The organism is Rhodococcus sp. K11/5 (assembly GCF_055193735.1).
Genome location: NZ_CM143721.1, coordinates 1295222 through 1320956, shown reverse-complemented (window position 1 = coordinate 1320956; position 25735 = coordinate 1295222). Strand labels below are relative to the sequence as shown.

Below are 25735 nucleotides of genomic sequence, written 5' to 3'. Positions count from 1 at the left end.
ATCGACGCCGGACCGTCACGATACCGCGGTCTCGCTCCACCAGCGTCGCCGCGACAGCGGCCGCAACAGATCGATTCGCTGTCCCACCATGGGTATCGCGGTCGCCACGCCGGTCTCGGCGGCGGCCGTCTCGAGCCGTTCGACGGGTTCGGACCAGTCGTGGAAGGCGAGGTTGAAGGTGGCCCAGTGCACCGGCGTCATCGTCCCGTGTGTCGAGTCGTCCCGCTGGAGAGCGGTGTGCGCCCGGACGGCCTCCTCGGGAGTCATGTGAATGTCCGGCCAGCGATCGTCGTACGCGCCGATCGGCAACAGGGTCGCGTCGAACGGGCCGAACCGGTCGCCCACCTCGGCGAAGGCCTCGGTGTACCCGGTGTCGCCGCCGAAGAACGCGCGGTGAGCGGGACCGACGACGGACCACGACGCCCACTGGGTGATGTCGCGCAACAGGGTGCGACCGGAGAAGTGACGCGCCTCGTGGCAGGTGAGTGCGAGGCCACCGACGGTGGTGGTCTCGTCCCAGTCGAGTTCGACGATCCGTTCCTCCGGCACCCGCCAGCGCCGCAGGTGCGCGCCCACGCCGAGTGGCACGACGAACGGAGCGGTCTGGGTGGCGACGAGCGTGGCGACGGTGTCGCGGTCGAGGTGGTCGTAGTGATCGTGGGAGACGACGATCGCGTCGAGCGGCGGAAGCGCTTCCGCCGCGACGGGTACGGGATGCATGCGGGCAGGTCCGATGACTCGCGAGGGCGACACGCGCTTGCTCCACACCGGATCGGTCAGCACTCGATGGCCGTCGATCTCGATCACGACGGACGAGTGGCCGAACCAGGTGATCGCCAGATCACCGGCCTCCGCGGGGGCGAGGGGCGTCGCGAGGGGAACCGGACGGGGAGGGCGTCCGGCCCGGCCGCGGGTCATCATGGCCACGGCGATCGGACCCTGCTGCCCGGGAGCCGTCTTCGGCGTGCTGGTGCGATTGTGGAACTGGCGATCCCGGTAGTGCGGCGACGCCGCCGCGAACGGGCGGATACGACCGGGGCCGGCGCCGAGGGCGGACGGGACACCGAGAGCGGCCCGGACGAACCAGGACAGTCCTGCGGCTCCGAGGGCGATCGAGGCAACCGTGGCTGGCTTCACTCCCGCCAGGATAGTGGTTTTGCTGTGCACGCGGGTCACGTCAACCTCTGCATCAGCGACCGATGAAGTTCGGGGCGCGCTTCTCGGCCCGGGCCCGCTGCGCCTCGCGGGCGTCCTCGCTGCTCCAGGCGGCGTCGTAGGCGGCCTGCTGGGCGTCGTCGGTCGCGTCCCTGGTCCCGTCGTCGTTGAAGACCATCTTGAGGTGCCGCAGCGACAGCGGCGCCAGATTCGCGATCTCCTCCGCCCACTGCTGCGCGACCTCGAGGGTGCCGATCTTGTTCGCGAGCCCGCAGGTCGAGGCCTGCTCGGCCGGCACCTTCTCCGCGCCCAGGAGGATCGTGCGCGCCACCCCGCCGCCGGCCACCGCCGTCAACCGAGTGACCGTCCACCGGTCCACCGCGATGGCCAGGCGCGTCGAGGGAATCGCGAAGTAGGCACCCGGGGCCACCACGCGCAGGTCCGCCGCGATCGCGAGCTGCGTGCCGGCACCCACCGCGGGCCCGTTGACCGCGGCGACGACCGGAACGGGCACCGTCTGCAACGACGCCATCAATGCCTTCAGCGCCACCGGGAACTCGGCCGCGTTGATGTCGTCCGAGAGGTCTGCCCCGGCGCAGAACGAGGATCCGGATCCGGTCACCACGATCACCCGCGCGCCGTCGGCGGGAGCGGCCTCCACGGCCTCGCGAAGTTCGCGGCACAGGGCCATGTTCAGCGCGTTGCGGCGCTCTTCGCGTCGGAGCTCGATCGTCAGAACGTGACCGTTCCGATGTAGTGCGATAGTCACGTGTCGCCACTTTCTCGTCGCCGGGTATCGAGCCGTCCCCCCGTGTGCGAACCTACCCGGTATGGCGGACACGGTTCGGGTCGCGGTGATCGGCGCCGGACAAGCGGGATTGTCGGCGGCCTATTTCCTTGCTCGCGCGGGGCTCGAGCCCTGGCGTGACTTCGTCGTCCTCGACCGACCCGCCGGTCCCGGCGGTGCCTGGCAGTTCCGGTGGCCGTCGCTGACCCTGCGCACCGTGAACGGCGTCCACGATCTTCCGGGGCTCGCCATGGCGGACGCCGTGCCGGACATCGCTCCCGAAGTCAGTGCGGCACAGACGATCCCAAAATACTTCGCGGCCTACGAGAAGGCCTTCGATCTCCCGGTGCGCCGTCCCGCCCCGGTGCGCGTGGTGTGCGACCGATTCCACGAACCGGGCCGCCACTTTCGGATCGAGCTCGACGGGGTCGACGACGACGTGCTCGATGCCGAGGGGATTCTGAACGCGACCGGAACCTGGGAACAACCATTCGTCCCCCGGTACCCGGGAATGGAGACATTCCGCGGACGACAAATGCACACCCGCGATTACACGAGCGCCGAGGACTTCCGCGGCCGGCACGTGGTGGTGGTGGGCGGCGGAATATCCGCGGTCCAACTGCTCGACGAGATCTCCCTCGTGACCACGACGACATGGGTGACGCGTCGGGAACCGGTGTTCGCCGAGCGAGAGTTCACCCCCGAGGTCGGTCGTGACGCCGTCGCCCGCGTCGAGGACCGAGTCCGCCGCGGACTGCCACCCGGATCGGTGGTCTCCGTGACCGGACTCGTGCTGACGCCGAGCCTGCGGGCCGCCCGCGACCGCGGCGTCCTCGTCTGCCGACCGATGTTCGAGCGCGTGACGCCGGACGGCGTCGTGTTCGCCGGCGGAGAGACGGTAGCGGCCGACGTGATCCTGTGGGCCACCGGCTTTCGCAGCGCACTCGACCATCTCGCGCCGCTGCATCTGCGCGGACCCGGCGGCGGGATCGAAATGGACGGCCGGTTGGCCACGCGGGTCGCGGCCCGGCCGCGCGTGCACCTGCTCGGTTACGGGCCGTCCGCGAGCACCATCGGCGCCAACCGCGCGGGGCGGGCGGCGGTGACCGAACTCCTCGCGACCATACTTGCCCCATGAGCGCCGTACTCCGAGCCGACGGCCTGTCCGCCCGACACGGTGATCGCACCCTGTTCGAGGGCCTGAACCTGACCGTCGGGCCGGGTGACGTCATCGGCCTCGTCGGTGCGAACGGGGCCGGAAAGTCCACTCTGCTCTCGCTCGTCGCGGGCACCTCGACGGCCGAGTCGAGCGGCCGGGTCACCGTCTCACCGCCCGACGCCACCGTCGGGCACCTGACCCAGGAGATCTCGCGCATTCCCGGCGAGACGGTGGAACGGTTCCTCGCGCGCCGCACGGGCGTCGCCGCCGCCGAGGCCGTCATGAACGCCGCGGCCGAGGATCTGGCCACCTCGACGGAGGACCTCTACACCCCGGCACTCGAGAAGTGGCTCGCACTCGGCGGTGCCGACCTCCCCGAGCGCACCGCGGAGGTGTTGGCGGACCTGGGGTTCGATGCACCCGTGGACTCGGCCATGTCCGCTCTGTCGGGCGGTCAGGCCGCACGGGCCGGTCTGGCGGCCGTCCTGTTGGCTCGGTACGACGTCCTGCTTCTCGACGAACCGACCAACGATCTGGACCTCGCGGGCCTGGACCGTCTGGAACGATTCGTCACCGAGACCCAGTGCGCACTGATGGTCGTGAGCCACGACCGAGAGTTCCTGGCGCGCACCGTGACCGGCATCGTGGAGCTCGACCTGGCCCAGCAACGGATTGCCGTGTACGACGGCGGGTACGAGGCGTACCTCGTGGAGCGCGAGGTCGCCCGCCGGCACGCCCGCGAGGAGTTCGAGGAGTACGCGGACACCAAGGGTGGACTCGAGGATCGCGCTCGGATGCAACGCAATTGGCTCGAGCACGGGGTGCGGAACAACCGACGCAAGTCCAAGGACAACGACAAGATCGGTCGCAAGTTCCGAGCCGAGGCCACCGAGAAGCAGGCTGCGAAGGCGCGGCAGACCCAACGCCGCATCGAGCGGCTCGATGTCGTCGAGGAGCCCCGCAAGGAGTGGGAGCTCCGCATGGAGATCGCCGCGGCGCCTCGCAGCGGTGCGATGGTGGCGAGCCTGAACGGCGTCGTCGTGCGGCGCGAGGCGTTCACGCTGGGTCCGGTGACGACGAGCATCGACGCCGGCGATCGCATCCTGGTCACCGGCGCCAACGGCTCCGGTAAGTCCACCCTGCTCGCAGTTCTGCTGGGACGCGTCGAACCCGATACCGGGACGGTGACGCTCGGCTCGTCCATCGCGCTCGGTGAGATCGATCAGGCCCGCGCCGCGTTCGACGGCACCGACTCGGTGGCCGATGCCCTGGCCGGGCACGTTCCCGAGTGGTCGGACGCCGATGTCCGCACCCTGTTGGCCAAGTTCGGGCTGCGCGGCGCGGCGGCGATGCGGGCGTCCTCGTCGCTGTCCCCCGGCGAGCGCACCCGCGCCGGTCTCGCCCTTCTGCAGGCACGCGGAGTGAATCTGCTGGTGCTCGACGAACCGACCAACCACCTCGACCTCCCGGCGATCGAACAACTCGAATCGGCCCTGGACTCGTTCGACGGCACGCTGTTGCTGGTGACTCACGATCGCCGCATGCTGAACTCGGTTCGCAGCACCCGCCGATGGACGCTGACCGACGGGGTCCTCACCGACGCGTGATCGACTCCCGTCGTCCCGGGTATTGACAACTCGTTGTGTTTTCACAACACTTCGATGCATGAGCCCGGTGAAACGGGGGACGCAGCTCCCCATCCACAACCGCATCGGCGTCCTTCGCGCCGAGAGACGGATGACGCGAGCCCAGCTCGCGGAACTCGTCGACGTCAATCCCCAGACCGTCGGTGCCCTCGAGCGCGGCGATCACTTCCCCAGCCTCGACCTCGCCATGCGCATCTGCGACGTCTTCGCACTGCCGATCGAAGCGGTGTTCTCGCGTACCGAGTTCCCGCCGCTCTCCGCCGAGTTGTACTCCCGGAAGGGTGAATCATGAGCTCGCAGACCAATCTCCTGGACCGCTACCAGGCGTACCGAGTACGTCGGCATCTGGCGAACGAGGCGCAGTACCAGCACTACCTGCCGAGCTGGCGGACACGATCGCGCCGACGGCTTCTGGCGTCCGTCCTCGTCGCCGGTCTCGCGTACATGATGGCGGCCTCGGTGTTCGTCCTGTTCGGCCCGGAATGGTCGCCGCTGCTCTGGCTTCCCGGAGCAGCGCTGATGAGCGTGGCGTGGACCGTGATGCAGATTGTCTCGGGTCGGCGCAGCGACGCCCCCGCGGACGCGCTCGACGAGTGGGAACTGGCGCGCCGCAACAGCGCTCGGTCGATCGGCTTCGCGGTGACGCAGGCGATCGTGACCGTGCCCGCCGTCGCTCTCATCTGGACGACGACGTACACCGATGATCCCCGACTCGCCCTGGGCGGCGGATTCGTCGTTCTGACCGCCGTGCTCATCGGAACCTGCACGCCCGGAATCATTCTCGCGTGGACCGCACCCGAGGACGACCCGGAGGACACCGCCACCGCACCCGAGGAGGAAACCGCATGAACGGCTCGACCCTGGAAATCCGCGATCTGCACAAACGATACGGGAACACCGTCGCACTCGACGGAGTCGGCTTCGACGTGAAACCCGGTGAGATGTTCGGCTTCGTCGGCAGCAACGGCGCGGGCAAGACCACCACCATGCGCATCGCGCTCGGGGTGCTCACCGCCGACTCCGGCGAGGTTCTGCTCGGCGGGCGCCCGATCGACCTGAACGTCCGTCGCACCGTCGGGTACATGCCCGAGGAGCGTGGCCTGTACCCCAAGATGAAGGTCGGTGCGCAGCTCGCGTACCTGGCGCAGTTGCACGGACTCTCGTCGAAGGATTCCGCTGCGGCGGTGGCGAAGTGGACCGAACGCCTCGGCATCGACGCCAGGGTGGGCGACACCGTCGACTCGCTGTCCCTGGGCAATCAGCAGCGTGTGCAGTTGGCCGCGGCGCTGGTGCACGATCCCGCGGTTCTGGTGCTCGACGAACCGTTCTCGGGCCTCGACCCGGTGGCGGTGGACGTGATGAGCGAGGTGCTTCTGGAGAAGGCGCGGTCCGGCGTACCGGTGCTGTTCTCGAGTCATCAACTGGATCTGGTGCAGCGACTCTGCGATCGCGTCGGCATCATCGCCGGGGGCCGCATGCGGGCCGTCGGAACGGTGGATCAGTTGCGCGGCGAAGGCGACAGCACCCTCGAGGTGCACGCACCCCGAGCCCGCGAGGACTGGGCCTTCGGACTCCCCGGAGTCTCGGTTCTCGGCCGATCCAACGGACGAACCACCCTGAAGCTCACGCCCGACGCCGACGACCAGGCCGTCCTGAGCGCAGCGCTCGCCACCGGACCGGTGCACGAATTCGCGCACACCAAACCGTCCCTGACCGACCTGTACCGAGAGGTTGTCGCATGAGTACCGACACAGCGAAGACCGAAACACCGAGTACCGACACAGCCGCCGGCGCCCCTGCACTCTCGTCGTGGCGCGCGATCTCCCTGATCGCCAAGCGCGAGTTCGTCGTTCAGGTCCGCAAGAAGAGCTTCCTCGTCTCCAACGCGATCGTTCTGCTGGTGATCGTCGGCGGCATCGTCGGCTTCTCGATCTTCGCCGGCGGCGACGACACGGTGGATCGCACGAACGTGGGACTCGTCGGCGATCAGGCGCTGTCGTCGACCCTCACCACCGTCGGCGATCAACTCGGCACACCCGTCGACGTGCGCGAGATCGCGAACGTCGACGACGCCCGAGCGCAGGTGGGCGCGGGCGAGGTGGACGTCGCCCTGGTTCCCGGCGCGGGTGGAAGCGTCACGGCCGTCGCCGAGGACACGATCGACCCGACCCTGCGTTCGGTGCTCGACGCGGCGGTGGCCGCCGACGCGCAGAACACCGCACTGCAGAATCTGGGCGTCGACCCGGCCGCTCTGGCCGCCGACACCGCCGGGGCCACCGTGACCGTCGAGTCGCTCGAGCCCGATGATCCGCAGCAGGGGCAGCGCCTGATCCTCAGCTTCATCGCCGTGACCCTGCTGTACGCCCAGATCATCACCTTCGGCATGTACGTGGCCATGGGTGTGGTGGAGGAGAAGTCCAGCCGCGTCGTCGAACTGCTCCTGTCGACCGTGCGACCCCTGCAGCTGCTCTGGGGCAAGGTCCTCGGTATCGGCGCCGTCGGTCTGGTTCAGCTCACCGCCTACGGCGCCGCGGGCCTCGCCGCCGGCGTGGGTACCGGAGCTCTCACCGTCACGGGCGCCGCCGTGAGCGTGTTCGCCTCGACACTGGGCTGGTTCGTCCTGGGCTTCGCGTTCTTCGCCGTGCTGTACGCCGCGGGAGGATCGATGGTGTCGCGTCAGGAGGACGTCAACTCGACCACGATGCCGCTGCTGATCCTGATCCTGGCGATGTTCATGAGCGCCTTCTACTCGATCGGCGAACCGGACGGGACGCTGTCGAACGTCCTGTCCTGGATCCCACCGTTCTCGGCCATCATGATGCCGCTGCGGATCGCCGCGGGGGTGGCGCCGCTCTACCAGATCGTCGGCACGATCGTCCTGATGGTCGTCACGACCGCGGTCTTCGCGGTTCTCGCCGCCAAGGTCTACCAGCGATCCATCCTGCGCATCGGCAAGACCGTGTCGTGGCGCGAGGCCCTGGGGCGGTGACCCGGGTCGACCGATTCGAGGACCCGCACGACACCCGGTAATACAGAACGAGAACCGCCCGATTCCCCGAATCGGGCGGTTCGGTTATACCCTCGAAACCACGCACGGGTGATTGGGCGGCTGACATCAGCCCGCGCCAGTCGCAACTGGACCCAACAGGTCCGGACCGCCGGCGTCGTCTGGATCGGGGTCCGACGCGCACACTCGGCCTACCCGCACCGACGTGCCACCGTTCGACCCGAAGTAGTCCGTGACCGATATCCGCAACGCAAGGACTCGACGAATGAACGCAGTTACCTCCGCCTGGCGTGGCTTACGCAAACCCGTTTTCGTACCCGCTTCCATCATCATCGTGGCCATGATCGGCTTCGCGGTGATCTTCGCCGGAACGGCGTCGGACGCGTTCGAAGCGCTGAATTCCGCCATCACCGACGGTGTCGGCTGGTGGTACATCCTGTCCGCGACCGGTTTCGTGGTGTTCTCGCTCTACTGCGGCGCGTCTCGCATCGGCAACATCCGCCTGGGCCGTGACGACGAGAAGCCCGAGTTCGGGGTGCTGTCCTGGTTCGCGATGCTCTTCAGCGCGGGCATGGGTATCGGCCTGGTCTTCTACGGCGTCGCCGAGCCGCTCTCGCACTACATCACCCCGCCCGAGGCGGGCAGGGTCGCCGGCGGTACCGACGCCGCGGCCAACCAGGCCATGGAACTGACGCTCTACCACTGGGGCCTGCACGCCTGGGCGATCTACGTCGTCGTCGGCCTCGGCCTGGCGTACATGACCTACCGCAAGGGTCGCCCGCTGTCCGTGCGCTGGCTCCTCGAACCCCTGCTGGGACGCAAGCGCATCGAGGGACCGATCGGTCACTCGATCGACGTCATCGCCATCGTCGGCACCCTGTTCGGTGTCGCCACCTCGCTCGGTTTCGGTGTGCAGCAGATCTCGGCCGGCCTGGAGTACCTCGGGTGGATCGAGACCAACAACTGGTTGGTCGTCGGGCTCATCGCGTTCGTCACCCTTCTGGCCATGTACTCGGTGGTGTCCGGTGTCTCCAAGGGCCTGAAGTGGCTCTCAAACATCAACATGGTCCTCGCGGCGTCGCTGGCGGTCTTCGTCCTGATCGCCGGTCCCACCCTGTTCCTCATGCAGTCCTGGGTGCAGAACCTCGGCGGATACGTCGAATCGCTGCCCGAGCTGATGCTGCGCACCTCCCCCTTCGCCGACGACGGTTGGGCGGGCGCGTGGACCATCTTCTACTGGGGCTGGTGGATGAGCTGGGCGCCGTTCGTCGGCATGTTCATCGCCCGCATCTCGCGCGGCCGCACCATCCGGGAATTCGTGTTCGGTGTTCTGCTGGCCCCGACGCTCATCGGCTCGCTGTGGTTCACCATCTTCGGTGACGCCGGCATCCTGCGTCAGCGCAACGAGGGCAGCATGCTCACCGCCGACGGCACCGTCGGTACGGACACCAGCCTGTTCCAGCTGCTCGACGGCTTCCCGCTGGCGACGGTCACGAGCGTCCTGGCAATTCTCGTCATCGTCTTCTTCTTCGTCACGTCCTCGGACTCCGGTTCGCTGGTCATCGACATCCTCTCCACCGGAGGCGACCTCGAGACCCCGAAGATCACGCGTGCGTACTGGACGGTGCTCGAGGGTGTGGCCGCCGCGATCCTGCTGCTGATCGGCGGGGCCGGATCACTGACCGCCTTGCAGACGGCCTCGATAGCCACGGCGGTACCGTTCTCCATCATCATGGTGTTGGCGTGCTTCTCGCTGCTCAAGGCGTTCCGGTACGACATCGCGATGACCCCGACGTACGTGCGGGTCGCGGCGAGCGAGGAGCCCACCGAGGCTCCCACTCCGGAGACCGAACCGCTTCCCGGCCAACCCGGGCGTCGTGGCATCTCGTCGACGTTCGCGGGCCTCACTCCGTCCAAGGACGGGCTGAACACGCCCACCGGGGCACGGCTTCTCGCCATCCACTCGGTGGCGCAGAACCAGCTCGAGGTCAACCCCGAGACGGGCACGGTCGAGTTCACCGAAACCGAGGGCCCCAAGGACCCCCTGGGCGGCGAGGTCTTCGACACCCCCGAGTTCGCCGAGTCCGCGGAGGGCGAAGCGCATCAGCGTCGGACCAACGCGAACGGCAACGGCAACGGCAACGGGAGCAACGGCTCGAGCCACTAGTCCCACCGATCCACCCCTCGGCCCGTACGGCGCAGCCCATGCGCGGGGCGGGCCGAGGTGCGTTCGCGTCTCGGCCGACCCTCGTCACCTCGCCCGTGACGCCCGATGCCGCCGCACCGCATCGCGATTGGAACATGCGGTACCGCAGTACCGCTGCCGACCGGTGCGCGAGACGTCGGCGTACACCCGCTCGCAGTCGCCGGCGGCGCACCGGCCCAGTCGGTGCATCCCTCGACCGACGAGGTGCAGCGCGGTACCGACGCTGACGATGGCGCGCACCACGTCGGCCAGCGGAAGCTCCGGATCCCGGTAGTGCAGGTGCCAGCCGTCGTCGGCGTGATTCGTCAGACGCGGATACGCCGACGTCTGCGCCAACAGCGCGTTGAGTGTGAGAGCGCGGCGCTCGTCGGTGGGAGCGTCGACGACACCGAGCCACTCGTCGAGGAACGCGTCGGCGCGGGCGAGGTCGGTGTGCAACAGCACCGTGTCCTCGCTCATACCCGCTGCGAGGCAGCGACGTTCGAATTCCTCCGCGGTGCGCGGGCGATCGTTGACCAGGTTCACGGCCATGCGGACGGCGTATTCGCCGTAAGGGTTGAGATGCACAAGACCATTACAGCAGACTCGGGGACATGACGACGCCCATCACCTGCCTGCACCGCTGGACCACACTGTCGCGGCACCCCACGAGCGAGGGGACGGTGATCTACCAGCGGTGCCACTGCGAGCGATTTCGGGTGCTGCGGGAGGCCCGCGCCGTGGCCGAGCATGTCGGCGGGCTCTGCGACACTGATCGCGATGCCTCCGCGTAGACGAACCACCCGCACCGGAACCACCCGCCGCGCCCCCGCCCGTCGCCGGTCCACCCGCACGGCCGATCCCGTGTTGGCCGCGCCGGCGGCCGGCGAGCGGGTCTGGGTCCTGGACGTCCCGTTCGACGATCGAACGCTCGCCTCCGCGGCGGGGGCGCGGTGGTACCCGGGACCGAAGGTGTTCGCCTACTACAGAACCGAGCTGCCGGACGAGCTGTCCTCGTTCGAGTCACCGCCGTACAGCATCCAACGGTGGCTCGAGGACGATGCCAACGAGGAGTGGCGTCCGGCGGAGATCGGGACGCGGTCCATGACGCCGCGCGAGGCCCAACACGAATCCGTGCGACGCCACCTCGGCGCCATCGCCGACGGCTTCCCGTACTTCGCTCAGATGGACTCCACCGGTCTCGGCAAGACCCTCTCGGTGTGCGAGGCGATTCGCGGTATCGAGGACGAGTCCGTGGGCACCGTTCTGGTGGTCGCCCCGAAGGGCGCCCTCCCGGGGTGGCGCCGCACCATCGCGGATTCGGAGGCCGATCTTCCGCTCGAGAGCCGCCGACGCTGGCTGCTGTGCACCTACCAGTCGACGAAGAAGCTGCTCAGCGTCGAGGCCGACGTCGATCTGGGCAAGAAGGCGCGAACCAAGAACAAGCGCACCATCACGTTGGGACAGTTGAGATTCGACATCGACGTGGTGATCGCCGACGAGTCGCACGCACTGATGAACATCGAATCCCAGCAGTCGCAGATCCTCTGGCGATACCAGGAGGCCGCGCGGTACGTGATCTGGATGTCGGCCACCCCCGGCTATCAGCCGCTGCACTTCGCCTACATGTCCCGCGCGATCGAGCGCAGCGCGTCTCCCGAGACACCCATCCTGGGCGACGAGCAACTTCTCGGCTACGCGGTGACCACGAGATGGGCCACGTTCCTTCAGGATTCGGGCTTCGCGATCAAGACCGGCCGCAACACCGCCGGGCTGACCACGTGGCGGTGGGAACCGGGCAGCCCCGAGGAGCGGCGGCGCGACATCGACCGTATCCACGGCTGGCTATCCGGCGGCGCAGTGCCGTGGTCGATCTCCCGTCCGTCCCCCGAGACGCCGAGAGAGGCTCTGGGACAGGAACTCACGGCCAAGGAGAAGCGTCTGTACGGCGCGGCCTGGCTGGACTACCGCCGCGAGGTGGGACTGCCGGTGTATCGCACCCTCGGCGGACGCCGGGTGCCCGCGACCAACTCCACCACCCGCGCGGCCGCGCTGAGGTTTCGGCAGAAGTGTTCGTACCTGCGCATTCCCGCGTCCGCGGACCAGATCCGCGCGTGGGTGTCGGCGGGCAACCAGGTGTTCGCGTCCCTGTTCTACCGAGAATCCGTGGCCGCCCTCAGCGCAACACTCCGGGAGGCCGGTCTGGCCGTCGCGGTGGTCGACGGCAGTATGGGCAGCGCCGAGCAGGAGCGCGAGATCCGGCGGTTCCAGACGGGTGAGGCACCGGTCATCGTCTCCACGACCACCAGTGCCGTGAACCTGCACAGCAACGAGCTCCTGCTGCCCGAGCGCACGCTGTCCACCTCGGCGCCCCGCATCACCCTCGTGCACGATCCGCGCTGGACACCCATCGACATCCGTCAGATCGAGGGCCGCGCCAATCGCATCGACAACGACCATCGGCACACCTCGTCCACCTGCTACTACGCGTTCGCCGAGGACACCGTGGAGGAGGAGATGGTGATCACCGGACTCGAGCGGATCCAGGACGTGTTCACCCTGGTCGGCAACGACGAGATCATCGACCCCGAGACGTTCCTCGCGGCGAAGGCCTTCGCCGCCGAGGGAACCTGACCTACCGAGAAGGGCCTGTCGGCGGCCCGCGAAACGTACAGTCGGCTCATGACGACTGCCGGTTCCTATCGACGCACGTACGAGTCGGCCGCGACCGATCCCGAGAGCTTCTGGCTGGCCGCCGCCGAGGCCGTCGACTGGGCATCGGCCCCGACCGCCGCGCTCGACGCCACCCGCGCACCGTTCTATCGGTGGTTCCCGGACGGCACCCTCAACACCTGCCACAACGCCCTCGACCGGCACGTCGAGGCCGGTGCCGGGTCCCGCGTCGCCCTGATCCACGACTCCGCGATGACCGGAGCCCGCACGCAGTACACGTACGACGATCTGCTCTCCGAGGTCTCGCGCTTCGCCGGCGTTCTCGCCGCCCGCGGCGTCACCAAGGGCGACCGGGTGGTGCTCTATCTGCCGATGATCCCCGAAGCGGTGATCGCGATGCTCGCCTGCGCCCGTCTGGGCGCCGTGCACTCGGTGGTGTTCGGTGGGTTCGCCGCCAAGGAGCTGGCCGCCCGCATCGACGACGCGGCCCCCGTCGCCGTCGTCACCGCCTCGGGCGGCCTCGAACCGGGTCGGGCCGTGCCGTACCTCCCCCTGGTGCAGAAGGCGTTGGCGTTGTCCACCGCGACGCCGGGCACCGTGATCGTGAAGGACCGCGCGGAGATCGACGGATCGGCAGCCGATCACGACGGATGGCTCGATTGGGACGAGTCGATGGCGATGGCCGAGCCCACCGGGGCCGTCACCGACCCGCTCTACATCCTCTACACCTCCGGAACCACCGGGAAACCCAAGGGCGTCGTCCGCGACAACGGAGGACACGCCGTCGCACTGACCTGGTCGATGCGCAACATCTACGACGTGGGGCCCGGTCAGGTCATGTGGACCGCGTCGGACGTGGGGTGGGTGGTCGGCCACTCCTACATCGTCTACGGCCCGCTGCTGGTGGGCGCCACGACGGTGCTCTACGAGGGCAAGCCGGTGGGCACCCCCGACGCGGGCGCGTTCTGGCGCGTGATCTCGGACCACGGCGTCCGGGCGCTGTTCACCGCTCCCACCGCGCTCCGCGCCGTGCGCAAGGTCGACCCCGACGCGGCGTTGCTGCAGGAGTACGACATCTCCTCTCTCGCAACGTTGTTCGTGGCCGGAGAACGTCTCGATCCGGACACCTGGGAGTGGGCGTCGCGCGTCCTCGACCGACCGGTGGTCGACCACTGGTGGCAGACCGAGACCGGGTGGGCCATCTGCGCGAACCTGCGCGGACTCGAGCCCATGCCCATCAAGGCGGGCTCCCCCACCGTCCCGGTTCCGGGCTTCCGAGTCGGCGTCCTCGACGCGGCGGGAACGGAGGTCGGCTCCGACACCGAGGGCAACATCGTCATCGAACTACCGCTTCCCCCCGGCACTCTCACCGGACTGTGGCAGGACGAGACGCGCTTCGTCGAGTCCTACCTCGCCGCGTTCGACGGGTACTACCTCACCGGAGATTCCGGCTACGTCGACGCCGACGGGTACCTCTACGTTCTCGGCCGGACGGACGACGTGATCAACGTGGCCGGGCACCGATTGTCCACCGGCAGTATCGAAGCCGTGGTGGCGCACCATCCGGCCGTCGCCGAGTGCGCGGTGATCGGCATCCACGACGAGACGAAGGGGCAGCGGCCCAGCGCGTACGTCGTCCTCAAGGCGGGCGTGGACATCGACCCGGACACGTTGCGCACCGAACTCGTCGCCGCGGTGCGCGAGGACATCGGGCCCGTGGCGACCTTCCGCGATGTGACCGTCGTCCAGGCTCTGCCCAAGACCCGATCCGGCAAGATCCTGCGAAAGACCATGCGGCAGATGGTCGACGGCGAGGAGGTCGTGGTGCCGAGCACCATCGAGGACGCCTCGGTGCTCGACGCGTTGGCCGCGGCGTTCGGGCCGCGACCGGACACCGTGGGCCCTAGTTCTTGATCGCGTCGAACCGCCGCAGCGACTCCTCGCGTTCGTGCTTGTGGTCGACGATCGGCTCCGGATAGTCGTCCGGGCGCCCGTTCTTCAAGGTGTGCACGGCCTTTCCCTCGATGTCGCGAAGTTCCGGAACCCACCGGCGTACGTACTCGCCCTCCGGATCGAACTTCTCGCCCTGGGTAGTCGGGTTGAACACCCGGAAGTACGGCGACGCGTCGGTGCCGGTTCCGGCGGTCCACTGCCAGCCGTGCTGGTTGCTCGCGATGTCGCCGTCCATCAGGTGCTGCAGGAAGAATCGGGCGCCCCGCCACCACGGTAGGTGCAGATCCTTCACCAGAAACGACGCGACGATCATGCGGACGCGGTTGTGCATCCAGTTCTCCGACACCAGTTGTCGCATCCCGGCGTCGACGATCGGGAAGCCCGTTTTCCCGTCGCACCAGGCCTGGAACAGCTCGTCGGCGTGCTTGCCCGAATCGAGCTCGATGGCATCGAACCGTTTGTCGTAGTTCTCCCGCGCACTGCCCGGTCGGCGATGGAGCACGTCGGCGTAGAAGTCACGGAAACACAGCTCACGACGGTAGGGCTCCGAGCCCTTGGTGGTCAGGTCGGCCAGCAGCGTGCGCGGGTGCACCGCCCCGTACTTGAGGTACACCGACATGCGGCTCGTGCTGTCCTTGTCGGGACGGTCGCGCTCGTCTCCGTAGTTCTCGACCCGATCGTCGCGGAACTCCTTCCACGCCTTCCGCGCCGCCTTCTCCCCCACCTCGACGTCCACGTGCTGCTTCTCCGTCGGGATCGACACCCGCTTCGGTCCGCCGTCGACGTCCTTGGGGTCCATCCACGACGCCGTCGACGTCGAGGTGTCGGCCGGATCGCGCCAGCCGTGCTCCTGCCACCGCCGGTAGAACGGGGTGAACACCTTGAAGGAGTCACCGTCGTCCTTGGTGACCCGGCCCGGCGAGACGGCGTAGGCGGATCCGGTGAACACCAGATTCACCTTCTCGCCCACCGCCTCGTCGCGGCGCCGACCGTACGGACCGAAATCCTCGCTCGCGTGGACGTCCTCCGCTCCGATCGCCTTCGCCACCTTCGGCACCACCGTCGCCGGGTCGCCCTTCACCACCATCAGACGACCGTCCAGCTGCTCGTCGAGCGCCTCGAGCGTGCGGAAGAGCACGTCACGGCGCGCCCATCCCGACGGCTTCAGCAGCCGGTCGTCCAGGACGAACAGGGGCAGGACGTCGCCCCCGGCCTCGGCGGCGTGCGCGAGGGCGGGGTGATCGGACAGACGGAGATCTCGGCGGAACCAGAGGACGGAGGGCGCAGTGCTCATGGTTGTAGTTCGTACCCGGTTCCGCTTCGGTCCTAACTCCGCGCCCCCGCCTTCGGACTCCTACAGGACGAACAGCATTTCCTGATAGGTCGGCAGCGGCCACAGATCGTCCGCCACCAGCCCCTCGAGCACGTCCGCGGCCGTCCGCACCGCCGCCATCGCCGGAAGCAGCGCGTCCCTCGCGTGGACCGCCTCGGCCATCGCGTCGTGCCCGGGATCGGCGGCGAGGGCCTCCGTCAACGACGCGAGCCCGGACCGCAGTTCGGCCAACGGCGTCGAGACCGCCTCGAGCGAGGCGAGATCGATGTCGAGGCCCACGGCCTTCAACGCGGCCAGGTTCTGCGCGATCTCGGTCTGATAGCGCAACGCCGCGGGCAGGACGATCGTGGTACCCATCTCGAGCGTCAGACGCGCTTCGACCCCGATGGTCAACGCGTACTGCTCGAGTCCGATCTCGTAGCGGCTGTGCATCTCTCGGTGGTTGAACACGTTGTACTTGTCGAACAACTCCAGTGCGGACTCGGTGATCAGCTCCGGCAGCGCGTCGACGGTGGTGCGCAGGTTCGCCAGGCCGCGGGACTCCGCCTCGACCGGCCAGTTCTCCGAGTAGCCGTCACCGTTGAACACCACCGCGCCGTGGTCGGTGATGATCTGGGTGAGCAGGTTCTGCACGGCGGTGTCGAACTCGACGCCGTTCGCGATGGCCGACTCGAGCTCCGTCGCCATGAAGTCGAGCGATTCGGCCATGATCGTGTTGATCACCACCATGGGCTCGTTCACCGTCTGCATCGACCCCGGCGCGCGGAACTCGAATCGGTTGCCCGTGAAGGCGAACGGGCTGGTGCGGTTGCGGTCGCCCGGATCGGTGGGCAGCACCGGAAGCGTGTCGGCGCCGATCATCATCGTGCCCTTGCCCTTCGACGACGTGGCGGCTCCCTTCGCGATCTGGTCGAACACGTCCGCGAGCTGATCACCGAGGAAGATGGAGATGATCGCGGGCGGTGCCTCGTTCGCGCCGAGCCGGTGATCGTTGGTGGCCGAGGCGACCGACGCGCGCAGCAGCCCGGAGTACTTGTGCACGGCCCGGATGACGGCCGCGCAGAACACGAGGAACTGCGCGTTGTCGTGCGGGGTGTCGCCCGGCACGAGCAGGCTGCCCAGATCTGCGTTGCCGAGCGAGAAGTTCACGTGCTTGCCCGAGCCGTTGACTCCCTCGAACGGCTTCTCGTGGAACAGGATCTCCATCCCGTGCTTCTTGGCGATGGTCTTGAACGTGGTCATGAGCAGCTGCTGATGGTCGGCGGCGATGTTGCCGCGCTCGAACATCGGAGCGATCTCGAACTGGCCGGGAGCGACTTCGTTGTGCCGGGTCTTCGCCGGGATGCCGAGCTTGAACAGCTCGCGCTCGGTGTCCATCATGAACCCGAGCACGCGCTCGGGGATGGCGCCGAAGTAGTGGTCGTCGAACTCCTGGCCCTTGGGCGGCTTGCTGCCGAACAGCGTGCGGCCCGCGTTCAGCAGATCGGGGCGAGCGAGGAAGAAGTGCCGGTCGATCAGGAAGTACTCCTGCTCGGGCCCGCAGAAGGACACCACGTGGCCCGGATCGGTGTGCCCGAAGAGCGTCAGGATGCGCTCGGCGTGACCGCCCATCGCCTGCTGCGAGCGCAGCAATCCGGTCTTGTGATCCAGCGCCTCACCGGTCATGGACACGAACACCGTCGGAATGCAGAGGGTGTTGCCGTTGGGGTTCTCGAGCACGTACGCGGGGCTGGTGACGTCCCAGCCGGTGTAGCCGCGGGCCTCGAACGTGTTCCGCAGTCCTCCGTTGGGGAAGCTCGACGCGTCGGGCTCGCCCTGGATCAGCGTCTTGCCGGCGAACTCGGCCATCGCCGAACCGTCGGACACGGGCTCGAGGAAGCTGTCGTGCTTCTCGGCGGTCAACCCGGTCAACGGATAGAAGACGTGGGCGTAGTGCGTCGCGCCCTTCTCGATGGCCCAGTCCTTCATCGCCGACGCCACCGCGTCGGCCACCATGGGATCCAGGGCGGCGCCGTGTTCGATGGTCTTCAGCACCGACTTGTAGACGGACTTCGGCAACCGCTTCTGCATCACGACGCGATTGAAGACGTTGGAGCCGAAGACCTCGCCGGGCGCCTCGGCGTCGGTGAAGCTGACGGCCGGCGGCTGGTGCGCCTCGACCGCGCGCAGGGCCTGGAGTCGGACTGTGTTCGCACTCATGGTGTACCCCTCGTCGGACCGGAGGCGTCCGCGAGGAGTTCGCGGGCGACTTCGCCCGAACGATAGGGGCCGTCGGTTCCGGACATGTTGCGGAATTGTGACCGTTGACGCTCTCCCGCGACCGCACCCGTCACAATCGAGGAATGACCGACAGCGCTCCCCCCACCGGTGCTCCCGCCACCGTTCTCGTCGTCGACGACGATCAGGACGTCCGCGCGTCCGTCGAACGGGGGCTCAGACTCTCCGGATTCACCGTGCTGACCGCCTCGCACGGCGCCGAGGCACTCACCGTCACCGCCGAGAAGGACCCGGACGTCATCGTGCTCGACATGAACATGCCGGTGCTGGACGGCAACGGCGTGGTCACGGCGCTGCGCGCGGTGGGCAACGACATCCCGATCTGTGTCCTGAGCGCCCGCAACTCCGTCGACGATCGCATCGCCGGACTGGAATCCGGGGCCGACGACTACCTGACGAAGCCGTTCGTCCTCGCCGAGTTGATCGCCCGGATCAACGCGATGCTGCGGCGCCGCGCCCCGGTGGCCGCCGACCGCACCGGGACGGCCACCGTGGTCGGGCCTCTGAGCATCGACGTTCCGGGCCACCGTGCGGCCGTCGACGGCACCGCGTTGGACCTCACCAAGCGCGAGTTCGAACTGCTCGCCGTGCTCGCGCGCAACGCCGGCGTGGTGCTCACCCGCGAACGCCTCCTGGAACTGGTGTGGGGGTACGACTTCGTCGCCGACACCAACGTCGTCGACGTGTTCGTCGGGTACCTGCGCCGCAAGATGGAGATCGGCGGCGCGCCGCGCATCCTGCACACCGTGCGCGGCGTCGGCTTCGTGCTGCGAGCGGACACGTGAGAACTCCCCGTCGATCATTCTCGCTCCGCGCGCGGGTCGCGGCGGCCACCGCGGCGGGCGCCGTGGTGATCGTCGCGCTGGTCGGGTGGTACGTCTCCGCCGCGATCTCCCGGAACAACCTGTTCCAGCTCGACCGACGCCTCGAAACGGCGTCGGAGGTGGTGGTTCCGCGCGCATCGACGTTCGAGCTCTTCCTCGGCAACCTCAGCGGGTCCGGCGCGTTCGCGATCACCATCCGCGAGGGCGACGACGTGCGCGCGTCGACGGTTCCGGTCCTGCCCGAGCTCGCCATCGGCTCGGCCACGGTCGACGTGGACGGCACCCCGTTCCGCGTCTACTCCGCCGCCGCGGCCGACGCCCCGGCCAAGACCGTGTCCATCGCCGTGCCGGTGTCCGAGGCATCCGACATCACCACCGCCCAGCAGTGGCAGGTACTGCAGGGCGGGATCGCCGCTGTCGCGGCGTCGGTGGTGCTCGGCCTGCTGTTCGGTGGCCGCGCGGTGCGGCCGCTGGTGCAACTCACTCGTGAGGTGCAGGCCGAGCCGCCCACACCCCCGCGCTCGTCCACGGGCGTCCGCGAGGCCGACGAGTTGGCCGCCGCGGTCGGCGCCATGCTGCAACGTGTCTCGGATGCGCAGTCCCGGACGGAGGGCGCGCTCGAGACCGCCCGCGACTTCGCGGCGGTGTCGGCTCACGAACTGCGGACACCGCTCACCGCCCTGCGCACGGACATCGAGGTGCTCCGGACCCTGGATCTGTCCGATGAGCAGCGCGACGAGATTCTGGTGGACATGCAACGCACGCAGGGACGCGTCGAGGCGACGCTGACCGCGCTCGAGCGGTTGGCGTCGGGTGAACTGACGACGACCGCCGAGCGGGTGCCGACGGACGTTGTGGAGGTGGCCGACGTGGTGGCACGCGACGCCGAGCGCACCCTGGGTGGGGTGAGCGTGCGCGTGGACTCCGACCTACCCGTGCAGATCGACGGTCACCGCACCGGACTGAGACTGGCCCTCGACAACGCGGTCACCAACGCGGTCAAGCACGGCGGGGCGGACACCGTGGTCATCGGCGTCGAGAAGACGGCCGCGGGGGCCAGAATCACGGTCGACGACAACGGGAGCGGAGTTCCCGAGGCCGACCGAGAGCGCATCTTCGGACGCTTCGAACGGGGAATCGACGCCGCGTCGGGCGGTTCCGGGCTCGGCTTGGCCCTCGTGGCCCAGCAGGCTCAGCTGCACGGCGGCAGTGCGCACATGGAGACGAGCCCGCTGGGTGGGGCGCGATTGGTGCTACTGCTCGGCTGAGCAGTTGCGGGAGGACCCGCTCAGGCGTTCAGCAGGTCGATGACGAAGACCAGGGTCTTGCCGGAGAGTCGGTGTCCCGCGCCGGCCGGACCGTAGGCCAGCTCGGGCGGAATGGTCAGCTGGCGGCGGCCGCCGACCTTCATTCCGGGGATGCCGTCCTGCCACCCCTGGATGAGTCCGCGCAGCGGGAAGGTGATGGATTCGCCGCGGTTCCAGGACGAGTCGAACTCCTCGCCGGTCTCGAACTCGACGCCCACGTAATGCACCTCGACGGTGCCACCGGCCACGGCTTCGTCACCGTCACCGATGGTGATGTCCTCGATCACCAGATCGGTGGGAGGGGATCCGGCCTGGAACTCGATCTCGGGCTTGGTCACGAAGAACTCCTGTTGTCGAGTGATCTCTTACTACGAATTTCGTACCAAGTGCTGATGTTCGACACTCGACTCTATCGCGGACCGTGTCCGGCCCTCGACCCTTGTCCTAAGCTCGACCTGCCCGACCCACGTTCCTCGGAGGCCTCGTGAAGATCACCCTCGCCCAGATCACCTCGTCGCGCGACCCCCGCGAGAACCTCGAACTGGTGCGGTCCGCCGTGCGCGGCGCCGCCGACGCGGGCTCGAGGATGTGCGTTCTTCCCGAAGCCACCATGCGCCGCTTCGGGGGTTCCATCGTCGACGTCGCCGAACCGCTCGACGGGCCCTGGGCCACGGCCGTCCGCGAGATCGCCGCCGACGCCGCCATCACCGTCGTGGCCGGAATGTTCACCCCCGGTGACGACGAGCGAGTGCGCAACACGCTCCTGATCACGGGCGGCGGTGTCGACACCTCCTACGACAAGATCCACCTGTTCGACGCCTTCGGTTTCGCCGAATCCGACACCGTCGCACCGGGTTCCGATCCTCTGGTCGTCGACATCGACGGCGTCGGCGTCGGCTTCGCCACGTGTTACGACATTCGATTCCCCGGACTGTTTCAGACCCTCGCCGACCGCGGCGCCGTCGTCACGGTGGTTCCGGCGTCGTGGGGCCGTGGGCCCGGCAAGCTCGATCAGTGGACGCTGCTCGCGCGGGCACGAGCGCTCGATTCCACGACGTTCCTCGTCGCGTGCGGGCAGGCCGATCCTGCCGCGTCGGGCATCGAGACCAAGGGTTCGGCGCCGGTGGGCATCGGGCATTCGATGGTGGTCTCGCCGAGCGGAGACGTGCTCGACGAGCTCGGTGACGCCCCCGCGTCGCTGACCGTCGACCTCGATCCGAGCGAGGTCGAGCGGGTGCGCACGAACGTCCCGGTGCTGGTGAATCGGAAGTTCTGATCTTTCGGGCCCGAACACGAGTTCCGCGGGGCCCGAACACCAGTGAGGGGCACCCTCGGTCCGTCTGGCGGACTCAGGGTGCCCCTCACTCGGTGGCGGTGCGAGAAGACCTACGAGCGGCCGTCGATGCCTTCGTAGCCCCGCTCGGTGTACCCGGTGTAGATCTGGCGGGGGCGACCGATCTTGGTGGTCGGATCCTGGTGCATCTCCTGCCAGTGCGCGATCCAGCCCGGCAGGCGCCCGAGCGCGAACAGCACGGTGAACATGCGCTCCGGGAAGCCCATCGCGCGGTAGATCAGGCCCGTGTAGAAGTCCACGTTGGGGTAGAGCTTGCGCTCGACGAAGTAGTCGTCGTTCAGGGCGACCTCTTCGAGCTTCATGGCGATGTCGAGCAGCTCGTCGTTGGTGCCGAGCTTCTCGAGGATCGAGTGCGCGGTCTCGCGAACGATGGCGGCACGCGGGTCGTAGTTCTTGTATACGCGGTGCCCGAAGCCCATGAGCTTGACACCGTCCTCCTTGTTCTTGACCCGACGCAGGAAGTCGGCGCTGTCGCCACCCTCACCCTGGATGCGGTAGAGCATCTCGAGCACCGCCTGGTTGGCACCACCGTGCAGGGGACCCCACAGCGCGTTGATGCCGCCCGAGATGGACGTGAAGAGGTTGGCGTCCGACGAGCCGACCAGACGCACCGTGGACGTCGAACAGTTCTGCTCGTGATCGGCGTGCAGGATCAGCAGCATGTCGAGGGCCTTGACCATCTCCGGATCGGCCTCGTACGGCTCCGCCGGCAGACCGAAGGTCATGCGCAGGAAGTTCTCCACGTAGCCCTTCGAGTTGTCCGGGTAGAGGAAGGGCTGGCCGACCGACTTCTTGTACGCGTACGCCGCGATGGTGGGCAGCTTGGCGAGAAGCCGGATCGTCGAGAGCTCGACCTGCTCGGGATCCTCCGGATCCAGCGAGTCCTGGTAGTACGCCGACAGCGCGTTCACGGCCGACGACACCACCGGCATGGGGTGCGCGTTGCGCGGGAACCCGTCGAAGAATCGCTTGAGATCCTCGTGCAGCAGGGTGTGCCGACGGATGCGATCGGTGAAGCCCTCGAGCTGATCCGTGGTCGGCAGCTCACCGTAGATCAGAAGGTAGCTGACCTCGATGAACGACGACTTCTCGGCGAGCTGGTCGATGGGGTACCCGCGGTAACGCAGGATGCCCTCGGCACCGTCGATGTAGGTGATCGCGGACTTGGTGGACGCCGTGTTGACGAAACCACCGTCCAGCGTCGTGTAACCGGTGTTCGCGAGCAACTTGCCCAGCTCGATACCGTCGTTGCCTTCGGTCGCTCGCGCGATGGTCATCTCGTGTTCGCCACCGGGATAGATCAGCTTGGCGGTAGCGGCGTTGTCGGCATTCTCAGCGGGCACGAATGGTCCCTCTCGAGCTCGGTGTAACGGAACTTGTGGTCTCGGTCGCTAAAACTAGTCGTCCTGTAGCTCGGCCGCCCAGGGAGGGTCGGCGCCGGGCCGGGACACGGTGATCGCCGCGGCCCGCGCAGCCACGGCGAGCGCCTCGCGCCACCCGTCCGCGCCGAGCCCCCGCACGTCCTCGGCCGTGGTCACCGAGTGGGTCGTCAGGTGGTGGAGCAGGGCGCCGTGAACCGTGTCACCTGCACCGATGGTGTCGGCCACCGTCACAGCCACACCCGGAACGAACGTCTCCCCGTCTGTCGTCACCACCGACAGGCCATCACCGCCGCGGGTCACCACGACCGCGGTCACGCCTGCGGCCAGCCAGTCGGCCACCGTGGTTCCGTCCGCCCCCTCGCCCAACCAGCCCGCGTCCTCGACGGAGACCTTGAGGATGTCGACGAACGGGAGCCACTGCCGGAACCGGGCGCGATACCCGTCGCCGTCGGTCATCGCGGCCGGGCGGATGTTGGGATCGAGCATCGTCAGCACGCCCGACGCGTGGAGACGAGCCAGGATCGCCGCGTACACGCTCGCCCCCGGCTCGTAGAGCATCGAGAGGGTGCCGAACGATGCGGCCGTGACGGAGACCGGTAGCGGTCCGGGGTCGGCGACCAGTCGATCCGCGGTGCCGTCGGCGTAGAACGAGTACTCGGCCGCGCCGGTCTCGTCGAGCGAGGTCAGTGCGAGCGTGGTGGGTTCGGGTCCGCGCTGGAGCAGGTTCAGCCCCACGTTCGACGCCTCCAACCACGCCACCAGTTCCCGTCCGAACGCGTCGTCGGAGATGCGAGAGAGGAACTCGACCTCGCTGCCCAGCCGTCCGAGCGCGACCGCCACGTTGAAGGGACCGCCGCCGAGCTTGGGCGCCAGCATCGGTCCCCCGGCATGAGGCACCAGATCGACCAGCGCCTCCCCGCACACCAACACCGTCATCGCGGGCCGTCCGTATCCGCCTCGGCCAGACCCCAACTGCCGCTCCAGGTCTCGCCGGGGGCGAGGATCACCAGGCCGATGCCCGAGTTCAACGCGTCGGGTGGGCAGGTCATCGGTTCGATGGCGAGCGCGCGCCCCCGATCGGGATAGGCCTGATCGTTCTTCGGATCGGCGGTGAACACCTGCACCCACGGGAACGCCGAGTCCGTCCACAACGTGGTCGACGGTGCGTCGGGCGCCGTCAGGTGTTGACGGGCGACTCCGTCGGGACCCGGGACCAGGGCACTGAACGGAGTGTCCAGCCAGACCCCGTTCAGCGACCGGGGCGTCGAGAAGTCGTACTCCGTTCCCTCGACCGGAACCGGCCCGCCACGGGGGAGGTTGCGCTCCGGATCGAGTGGGAGACGGACGCCGGCGGACAACTCGAGGGTGCAGTCGTCGAGCGGAGCGTCCCCCGCGCGGACGAAGGAGTGCACGCCCATCCCGAACGGGGCGTTGCCCGCGCCGACGTTGCGGGCGGTGTGGGTGACGGTCAGTCCTCCGTCGCCCAGGCCGTGCGTCGCCGTCAGCTCGAGCTCGAACGGCCACCCCGGCTCGCCGCCGACGCGGATCGAGTGGGTCACGGAGGCGTCGTCCACGGCGGTGACGTCCCAGTCCCGGCGGCGCACCAGGCCGTGGCTCGCGTTGTTCCGCTCCGGCTCGGTGATCTCGAGTCGGTGTTCCTCGCCCTCGAACACGAAGCGGCCGTCGCGGGTGCGGTTGGGCCACGGCGCGAGCACCAGGCCCGCGGAGAGCGGGGGCTTCTCACCCACCGGCCACGATTCGGTGAGCGCCCGGCCGGAGCGCTCGAGCAGGCGCAACGCCGCGCCGGTGCTCACCACTTCCGCCCGGTAGGGACCGTGTGCGAGCGAGTGCACCTTGCTGCCGGTGTCGACCATGGGTCGAGGTTAGCCGAGCCGTCCGACGCGTTCCCCTGTTACTTTGGATCAAGTGTCCAGCGCCCTCGATGTCGCCGCCGCGCCCGATGGACGAGTGTCCGGCCGGTGGTTCGACCGAACCGTCGTCGACATCCTCGTCGTCGTGGCCGCCCTCGTGGCCTTCAATCTCACCGCTCACTTCGCCCCGACTCCCGTCGCCGTCGCCGCCGTCCCGGTCGGTGCGCTCCTCCTCCTCGCCTTCGCGCGCGCCCGCGGTCTGCACTGGGAGGACCTCGGTCTCGGCAACGTCGGCCGCGGCGCCCGGCACGGACTCGCCGCCGCAGGGGTGACGCTGCTGGTCGTCGCGATCGCCGCCAGCATCCCGTTCACCCAGAGCGCCTTTCTCAACGAGCGGTACGGGGTGAACGTCGGCGCCACCCTGTTCGCCGCGCTGGTGCTCATCCCGCTGCAGACCGTCATCCCCGAGGAGCTCGCCTTCCGCGGCGTGCTGCACGCGAAGCTGTCGCGCCGGTTCGGCATTCGCGGTGTCGCCGTGATCGGCTCTCTTCTGTTCGGTCTGTGGCACATCGCGTCGTCCCTGGGTCTGACCGTCGGGAACGACGGTTTCTCCGCGGTGCTGGGTACCGGGGTCTTCGGCCAGATCGTGGGCGTCACCGGCGCCGTCGCGGCCACCACCCTCGCCGGGTTCGTGTTCACCTGGTTGCGCCACCGCGGGGGCAGCATTCTCGCTCCGATAGGACTGCACTGGGCGCTCAACGGTGCCGGGGCGTTGGCCGCGCTGGTCGTCTGGCAACTCACCGTGCACTGACCCGATCTCGG

23 protein-coding genes are annotated in these 25735 nt (G+C 68.5%); 14 read left to right on the top strand and 9 right to left on the bottom strand.

From position 1 onward, the window contains the following. Window positions 1-15: 15 nt before the first annotated feature. On the bottom strand, window positions 16-1137 hold the full coding sequence (locus ACY466_RS06415; protein WP_463250798.1) for an MBL fold metallo-hydrolase: 1122 nt from the start codon (window positions 1135-1137) through the stop codon (window positions 16-18). A 52-nt stretch (window positions 1138-1189) separates the two neighbouring features. After that, window positions 1190-1924, bottom strand: coding sequence for an enoyl-CoA hydratase (locus ACY466_RS06410; protein ID WP_463250796.1), 735 nt, complete (start codon window positions 1922-1924; stop codon window positions 1190-1192). A gap of 61 nt (window positions 1925-1985) precedes the next feature. Between ACY466_RS06410 and ACY466_RS06405 the strand changes: the two genes are divergently transcribed. The 7 genes from ACY466_RS06405 to ACY466_RS06375 all read left to right on the top strand — a co-directional run bounded on the left by ACY466_RS06405 (window position 1986) and on the right by ACY466_RS06375 (window position 9921). After that, the gene (locus ACY466_RS06405) at window positions 1986-3080 is read left to right on the top strand and encodes a flavin-containing monooxygenase (RefSeq protein ID WP_463250795.1); all 1095 of its coding nucleotides are present in this window, start codon (window positions 1986-1988) and stop codon (window positions 3078-3080) included. Next, entirely contained in the window at window positions 3077-4708 is a 1632-nt protein-coding gene (locus tag ACY466_RS06400) for an ABC-F family ATP-binding cassette domain-containing protein (RefSeq protein ID WP_463250793.1), read from the top strand. Before ACY466_RS06405 ends, ACY466_RS06400 begins: the two co-directional genes overlap by 4 nt. Window positions 4709-4766: 58 nt before the next feature. Continuing rightward, window positions 4767-5039 carry a helix-turn-helix transcriptional regulator gene (locus ACY466_RS06395; protein WP_463250791.1) on the top strand — a complete coding sequence of 91 codons (273 nt, stop codon included), beginning with the start codon at window positions 4767-4769 and terminating at the stop codon, window positions 5037-5039. Beyond that, the gene (locus tag ACY466_RS06390) at window positions 5036-5596 is read left to right on the top strand and encodes a hypothetical protein (RefSeq protein WP_463250789.1); all 561 of its coding nucleotides are present in this window, start codon (window positions 5036-5038) and stop codon (window positions 5594-5596) included. The genes ACY466_RS06395 and ACY466_RS06390 overlap by 4 nt, the downstream gene beginning before the upstream one ends. After that, window positions 5593-6489 (top strand): ABC transporter ATP-binding protein, encoded by an 897-nt coding sequence (locus tag ACY466_RS06385; protein ID WP_463250787.1) that lies wholly within the window; start codon window positions 5593-5595, stop codon window positions 6487-6489. Before ACY466_RS06390 ends, ACY466_RS06385 begins: the two co-directional genes overlap by 4 nt. Continuing rightward, a complete protein-coding gene (locus ACY466_RS06380; RefSeq protein ID WP_463250785.1) occupies window positions 6486-7736 on the top strand; it encodes an ABC transporter permease in 1251 nt (416 codons plus the stop codon). The genes ACY466_RS06385 and ACY466_RS06380 overlap by 4 nt, the downstream gene beginning before the upstream one ends. A 283-nt stretch (window positions 7737-8019) precedes the next feature. Then, a complete protein-coding gene (locus ACY466_RS06375; RefSeq protein WP_463250783.1) occupies window positions 8020-9921 on the top strand; it encodes a BCCT family transporter in 1902 nt (633 codons plus the stop codon). Window positions 9922-10005: 84 nt separating this feature from the next. Here ACY466_RS06375 and ACY466_RS06370 read toward each other — a convergent pair whose 3' ends face one another. Then, a complete protein-coding gene (locus ACY466_RS06370) occupies window positions 10006-10527 on the bottom strand; it encodes a CGNR zinc finger domain-containing protein (protein WP_463250781.1) in 522 nt (173 codons plus the stop codon). A gap of 26 nt (window positions 10528-10553) precedes the next feature. Here ACY466_RS06370 and ACY466_RS06365 point away from each other — a divergent pair, with 26 nt between their 5' ends. The 3 genes from ACY466_RS06365 to ACY466_RS06355 are packed head-to-tail and all read left to right on the top strand — an operon-like array spanning window position 10554 to window position 14526. Beyond that, window positions 10554-10733, top strand: a complete 180-nt coding sequence (locus tag ACY466_RS06365) for a hypothetical protein (protein ID WP_463250778.1) — start codon at window positions 10554-10556, stop codon at window positions 10731-10733. Then, on the top strand, window positions 10720-12573 hold the full coding sequence (locus tag ACY466_RS06360; RefSeq protein WP_463250776.1) for a DEAD/DEAH box helicase family protein: 1854 nt from the start codon (window positions 10720-10722) through the stop codon (window positions 12571-12573). The genes ACY466_RS06365 and ACY466_RS06360 overlap by 14 nt, the downstream gene beginning before the upstream one ends. A gap of 15 nt (window positions 12574-12588) precedes the next feature. Further along, window positions 12589-14526 (top strand): propionyl-CoA synthetase, encoded by a 1938-nt coding sequence (locus ACY466_RS06355; RefSeq protein ID WP_463252157.1) that lies wholly within the window; start codon window positions 12589-12591, stop codon window positions 14524-14526. On the opposite strand, the gene ACY466_RS06350 is transcribed toward ACY466_RS06355, so the two are convergent. Both ACY466_RS06350 and ACY466_RS06345 read right to left on the bottom strand, forming a co-directional pair. Next, on the bottom strand, window positions 14516-15859 hold the full coding sequence (locus tag ACY466_RS06350) for a cryptochrome/photolyase family protein (RefSeq protein ID WP_463250774.1): 1344 nt from the start codon (window positions 15857-15859) through the stop codon (window positions 14516-14518). The two genes, ACY466_RS06355 and ACY466_RS06350, sit on opposite strands and share 11 nt — an antisense overlap. 60 nt (window positions 15860-15919) lie before the next feature. Next, window positions 15920-18097, bottom strand: coding sequence for a glutamine synthetase III family protein (locus tag ACY466_RS06345; protein ID WP_463250772.1), 2178 nt, complete (start codon window positions 18095-18097; stop codon window positions 15920-15922). A 143-nt stretch (window positions 18098-18240) separates the two neighbouring features. Here ACY466_RS06345 and ACY466_RS06340 point away from each other — a divergent pair, with 143 nt between their 5' ends. Together ACY466_RS06340 and ACY466_RS06335 are read left to right on the top strand one after the other, a co-directional pair. Then, entirely contained in the window at window positions 18241-18960 is a 720-nt protein-coding gene (locus ACY466_RS06340; protein WP_463250770.1) for a response regulator transcription factor, read from the top strand. Next, window positions 18957-20267 (top strand): sensor histidine kinase, encoded by a 1311-nt coding sequence (locus ACY466_RS06335; protein WP_463250768.1) that lies wholly within the window; start codon window positions 18957-18959, stop codon window positions 20265-20267. Before ACY466_RS06340 ends, ACY466_RS06335 begins: the two co-directional genes overlap by 4 nt. 20 nt (window positions 20268-20287) lie before the next feature. On the opposite strand, the gene ACY466_RS06330 is transcribed toward ACY466_RS06335, so the two are convergent. Next, window positions 20288-20644 (bottom strand): FKBP-type peptidyl-prolyl cis-trans isomerase, encoded by a 357-nt coding sequence (locus ACY466_RS06330; RefSeq protein ID WP_463250766.1) that lies wholly within the window; start codon window positions 20642-20644, stop codon window positions 20288-20290. Window positions 20645-20790: 146 nt separating this feature from the next. Here ACY466_RS06330 and ACY466_RS06325 point away from each other — a divergent pair, with 146 nt between their 5' ends. Next, the gene (locus tag ACY466_RS06325) at window positions 20791-21582 is read left to right on the top strand and encodes a carbon-nitrogen hydrolase family protein (protein ID WP_463250764.1); all 792 of its coding nucleotides are present in this window, start codon (window positions 20791-20793) and stop codon (window positions 21580-21582) included. Window positions 21583-21692: 110 nt separating this feature from the next. On the opposite strand, the gene ACY466_RS06320 is transcribed toward ACY466_RS06325, so the two are convergent. The 3 genes from ACY466_RS06320 to ACY466_RS06310 are packed head-to-tail and all read right to left on the bottom strand — an operon-like array spanning window position 21693 to window position 24916. Continuing rightward, complete coding sequence (locus ACY466_RS06320; RefSeq protein WP_463250762.1) at window positions 21693-23003, bottom strand: citrate synthase; 1311 nt, start codon at window positions 23001-23003, stop codon at window positions 21693-21695. A 54-nt stretch (window positions 23004-23057) separates the two neighbouring features. After that, window positions 23058-23978 carry a carbohydrate kinase family protein gene (locus ACY466_RS06315; protein ID WP_463250760.1) on the bottom strand — a complete coding sequence of 307 codons (921 nt, stop codon included), beginning with the start codon at window positions 23976-23978 and terminating at the stop codon, window positions 23058-23060. Beyond that, window positions 23975-24916, bottom strand: a complete 942-nt coding sequence (locus tag ACY466_RS06310) for an aldose 1-epimerase family protein (RefSeq protein WP_463250758.1) — start codon at window positions 24914-24916, stop codon at window positions 23975-23977. The genes ACY466_RS06315 and ACY466_RS06310 overlap by 4 nt, the downstream gene beginning before the upstream one ends. Before the next feature lie 52 nt (window positions 24917-24968). Here ACY466_RS06310 and ACY466_RS06305 point away from each other — a divergent pair, with 52 nt between their 5' ends. Next, on the top strand, window positions 24969-25724 hold the full coding sequence (locus ACY466_RS06305; RefSeq protein ID WP_463250756.1) for a lysostaphin resistance A-like protein: 756 nt from the start codon (window positions 24969-24971) through the stop codon (window positions 25722-25724). Window positions 25725-25735 lie beyond the last annotated feature (11 nt).

Coding starts and splice junctions, on each gene's coding strand:
- ACY466_RS06315 (WP_463250760.1), bottom strand. CDS start 23,978: ATGACGGTGTTGGTGTGCGGGGAGGCGCTGGTCGATCTGGTGCCTCAT.
- ACY466_RS06340 (WP_463250770.1), top strand. CDS start 18,241: ATGACCGACAGCGCTCCCCCCACCGGTGCTCCCGCCACCGTTCTCGTC.
- ACY466_RS06310 (WP_463250758.1), bottom strand. CDS start 24,916: ATGGTCGACACCGGCAGCAAGGTGCACTCGCTCGCACACGGTCCCTAC.
- ACY466_RS06380 (WP_463250785.1), top strand. CDS start 6,486: ATGAGTACCGACACAGCGAAGACCGAAACACCGAGTACCGACACAGCC.
- ACY466_RS06405 (WP_463250795.1), top strand. CDS start 1,986: ATGGCGGACACGGTTCGGGTCGCGGTGATCGGCGCCGGACAAGCGGGA.
- ACY466_RS06400 (WP_463250793.1), top strand. CDS start 3,077: ATGAGCGCCGTACTCCGAGCCGACGGCCTGTCCGCCCGACACGGTGAT.
- ACY466_RS06390 (WP_463250789.1), top strand. CDS start 5,036: ATGAGCTCGCAGACCAATCTCCTGGACCGCTACCAGGCGTACCGAGTA.
- ACY466_RS06350 (WP_463250774.1), bottom strand. CDS start 15,859: ATGAGCACTGCGCCCTCCGTCCTCTGGTTCCGCCGAGATCTCCGTCTG.
- ACY466_RS06385 (WP_463250787.1), top strand. CDS start 5,593: ATGAACGGCTCGACCCTGGAAATCCGCGATCTGCACAAACGATACGGG.
- ACY466_RS06365 (WP_463250778.1), top strand. CDS start 10,554: ATGACGACGCCCATCACCTGCCTGCACCGCTGGACCACACTGTCGCGG.
- ACY466_RS06345 (WP_463250772.1), bottom strand. CDS start 18,097: ATGAGTGCGAACACAGTCCGACTCCAGGCCCTGCGCGCGGTCGAGGCG.
- ACY466_RS06375 (WP_463250783.1), top strand. CDS start 8,020: ATGAACGCAGTTACCTCCGCCTGGCGTGGCTTACGCAAACCCGTTTTC.
- ACY466_RS06395 (WP_463250791.1), top strand. CDS start 4,767: ATGAGCCCGGTGAAACGGGGGACGCAGCTCCCCATCCACAACCGCATC.
- ACY466_RS06360 (WP_463250776.1), top strand. CDS start 10,720: ATGCCTCCGCGTAGACGAACCACCCGCACCGGAACCACCCGCCGCGCC.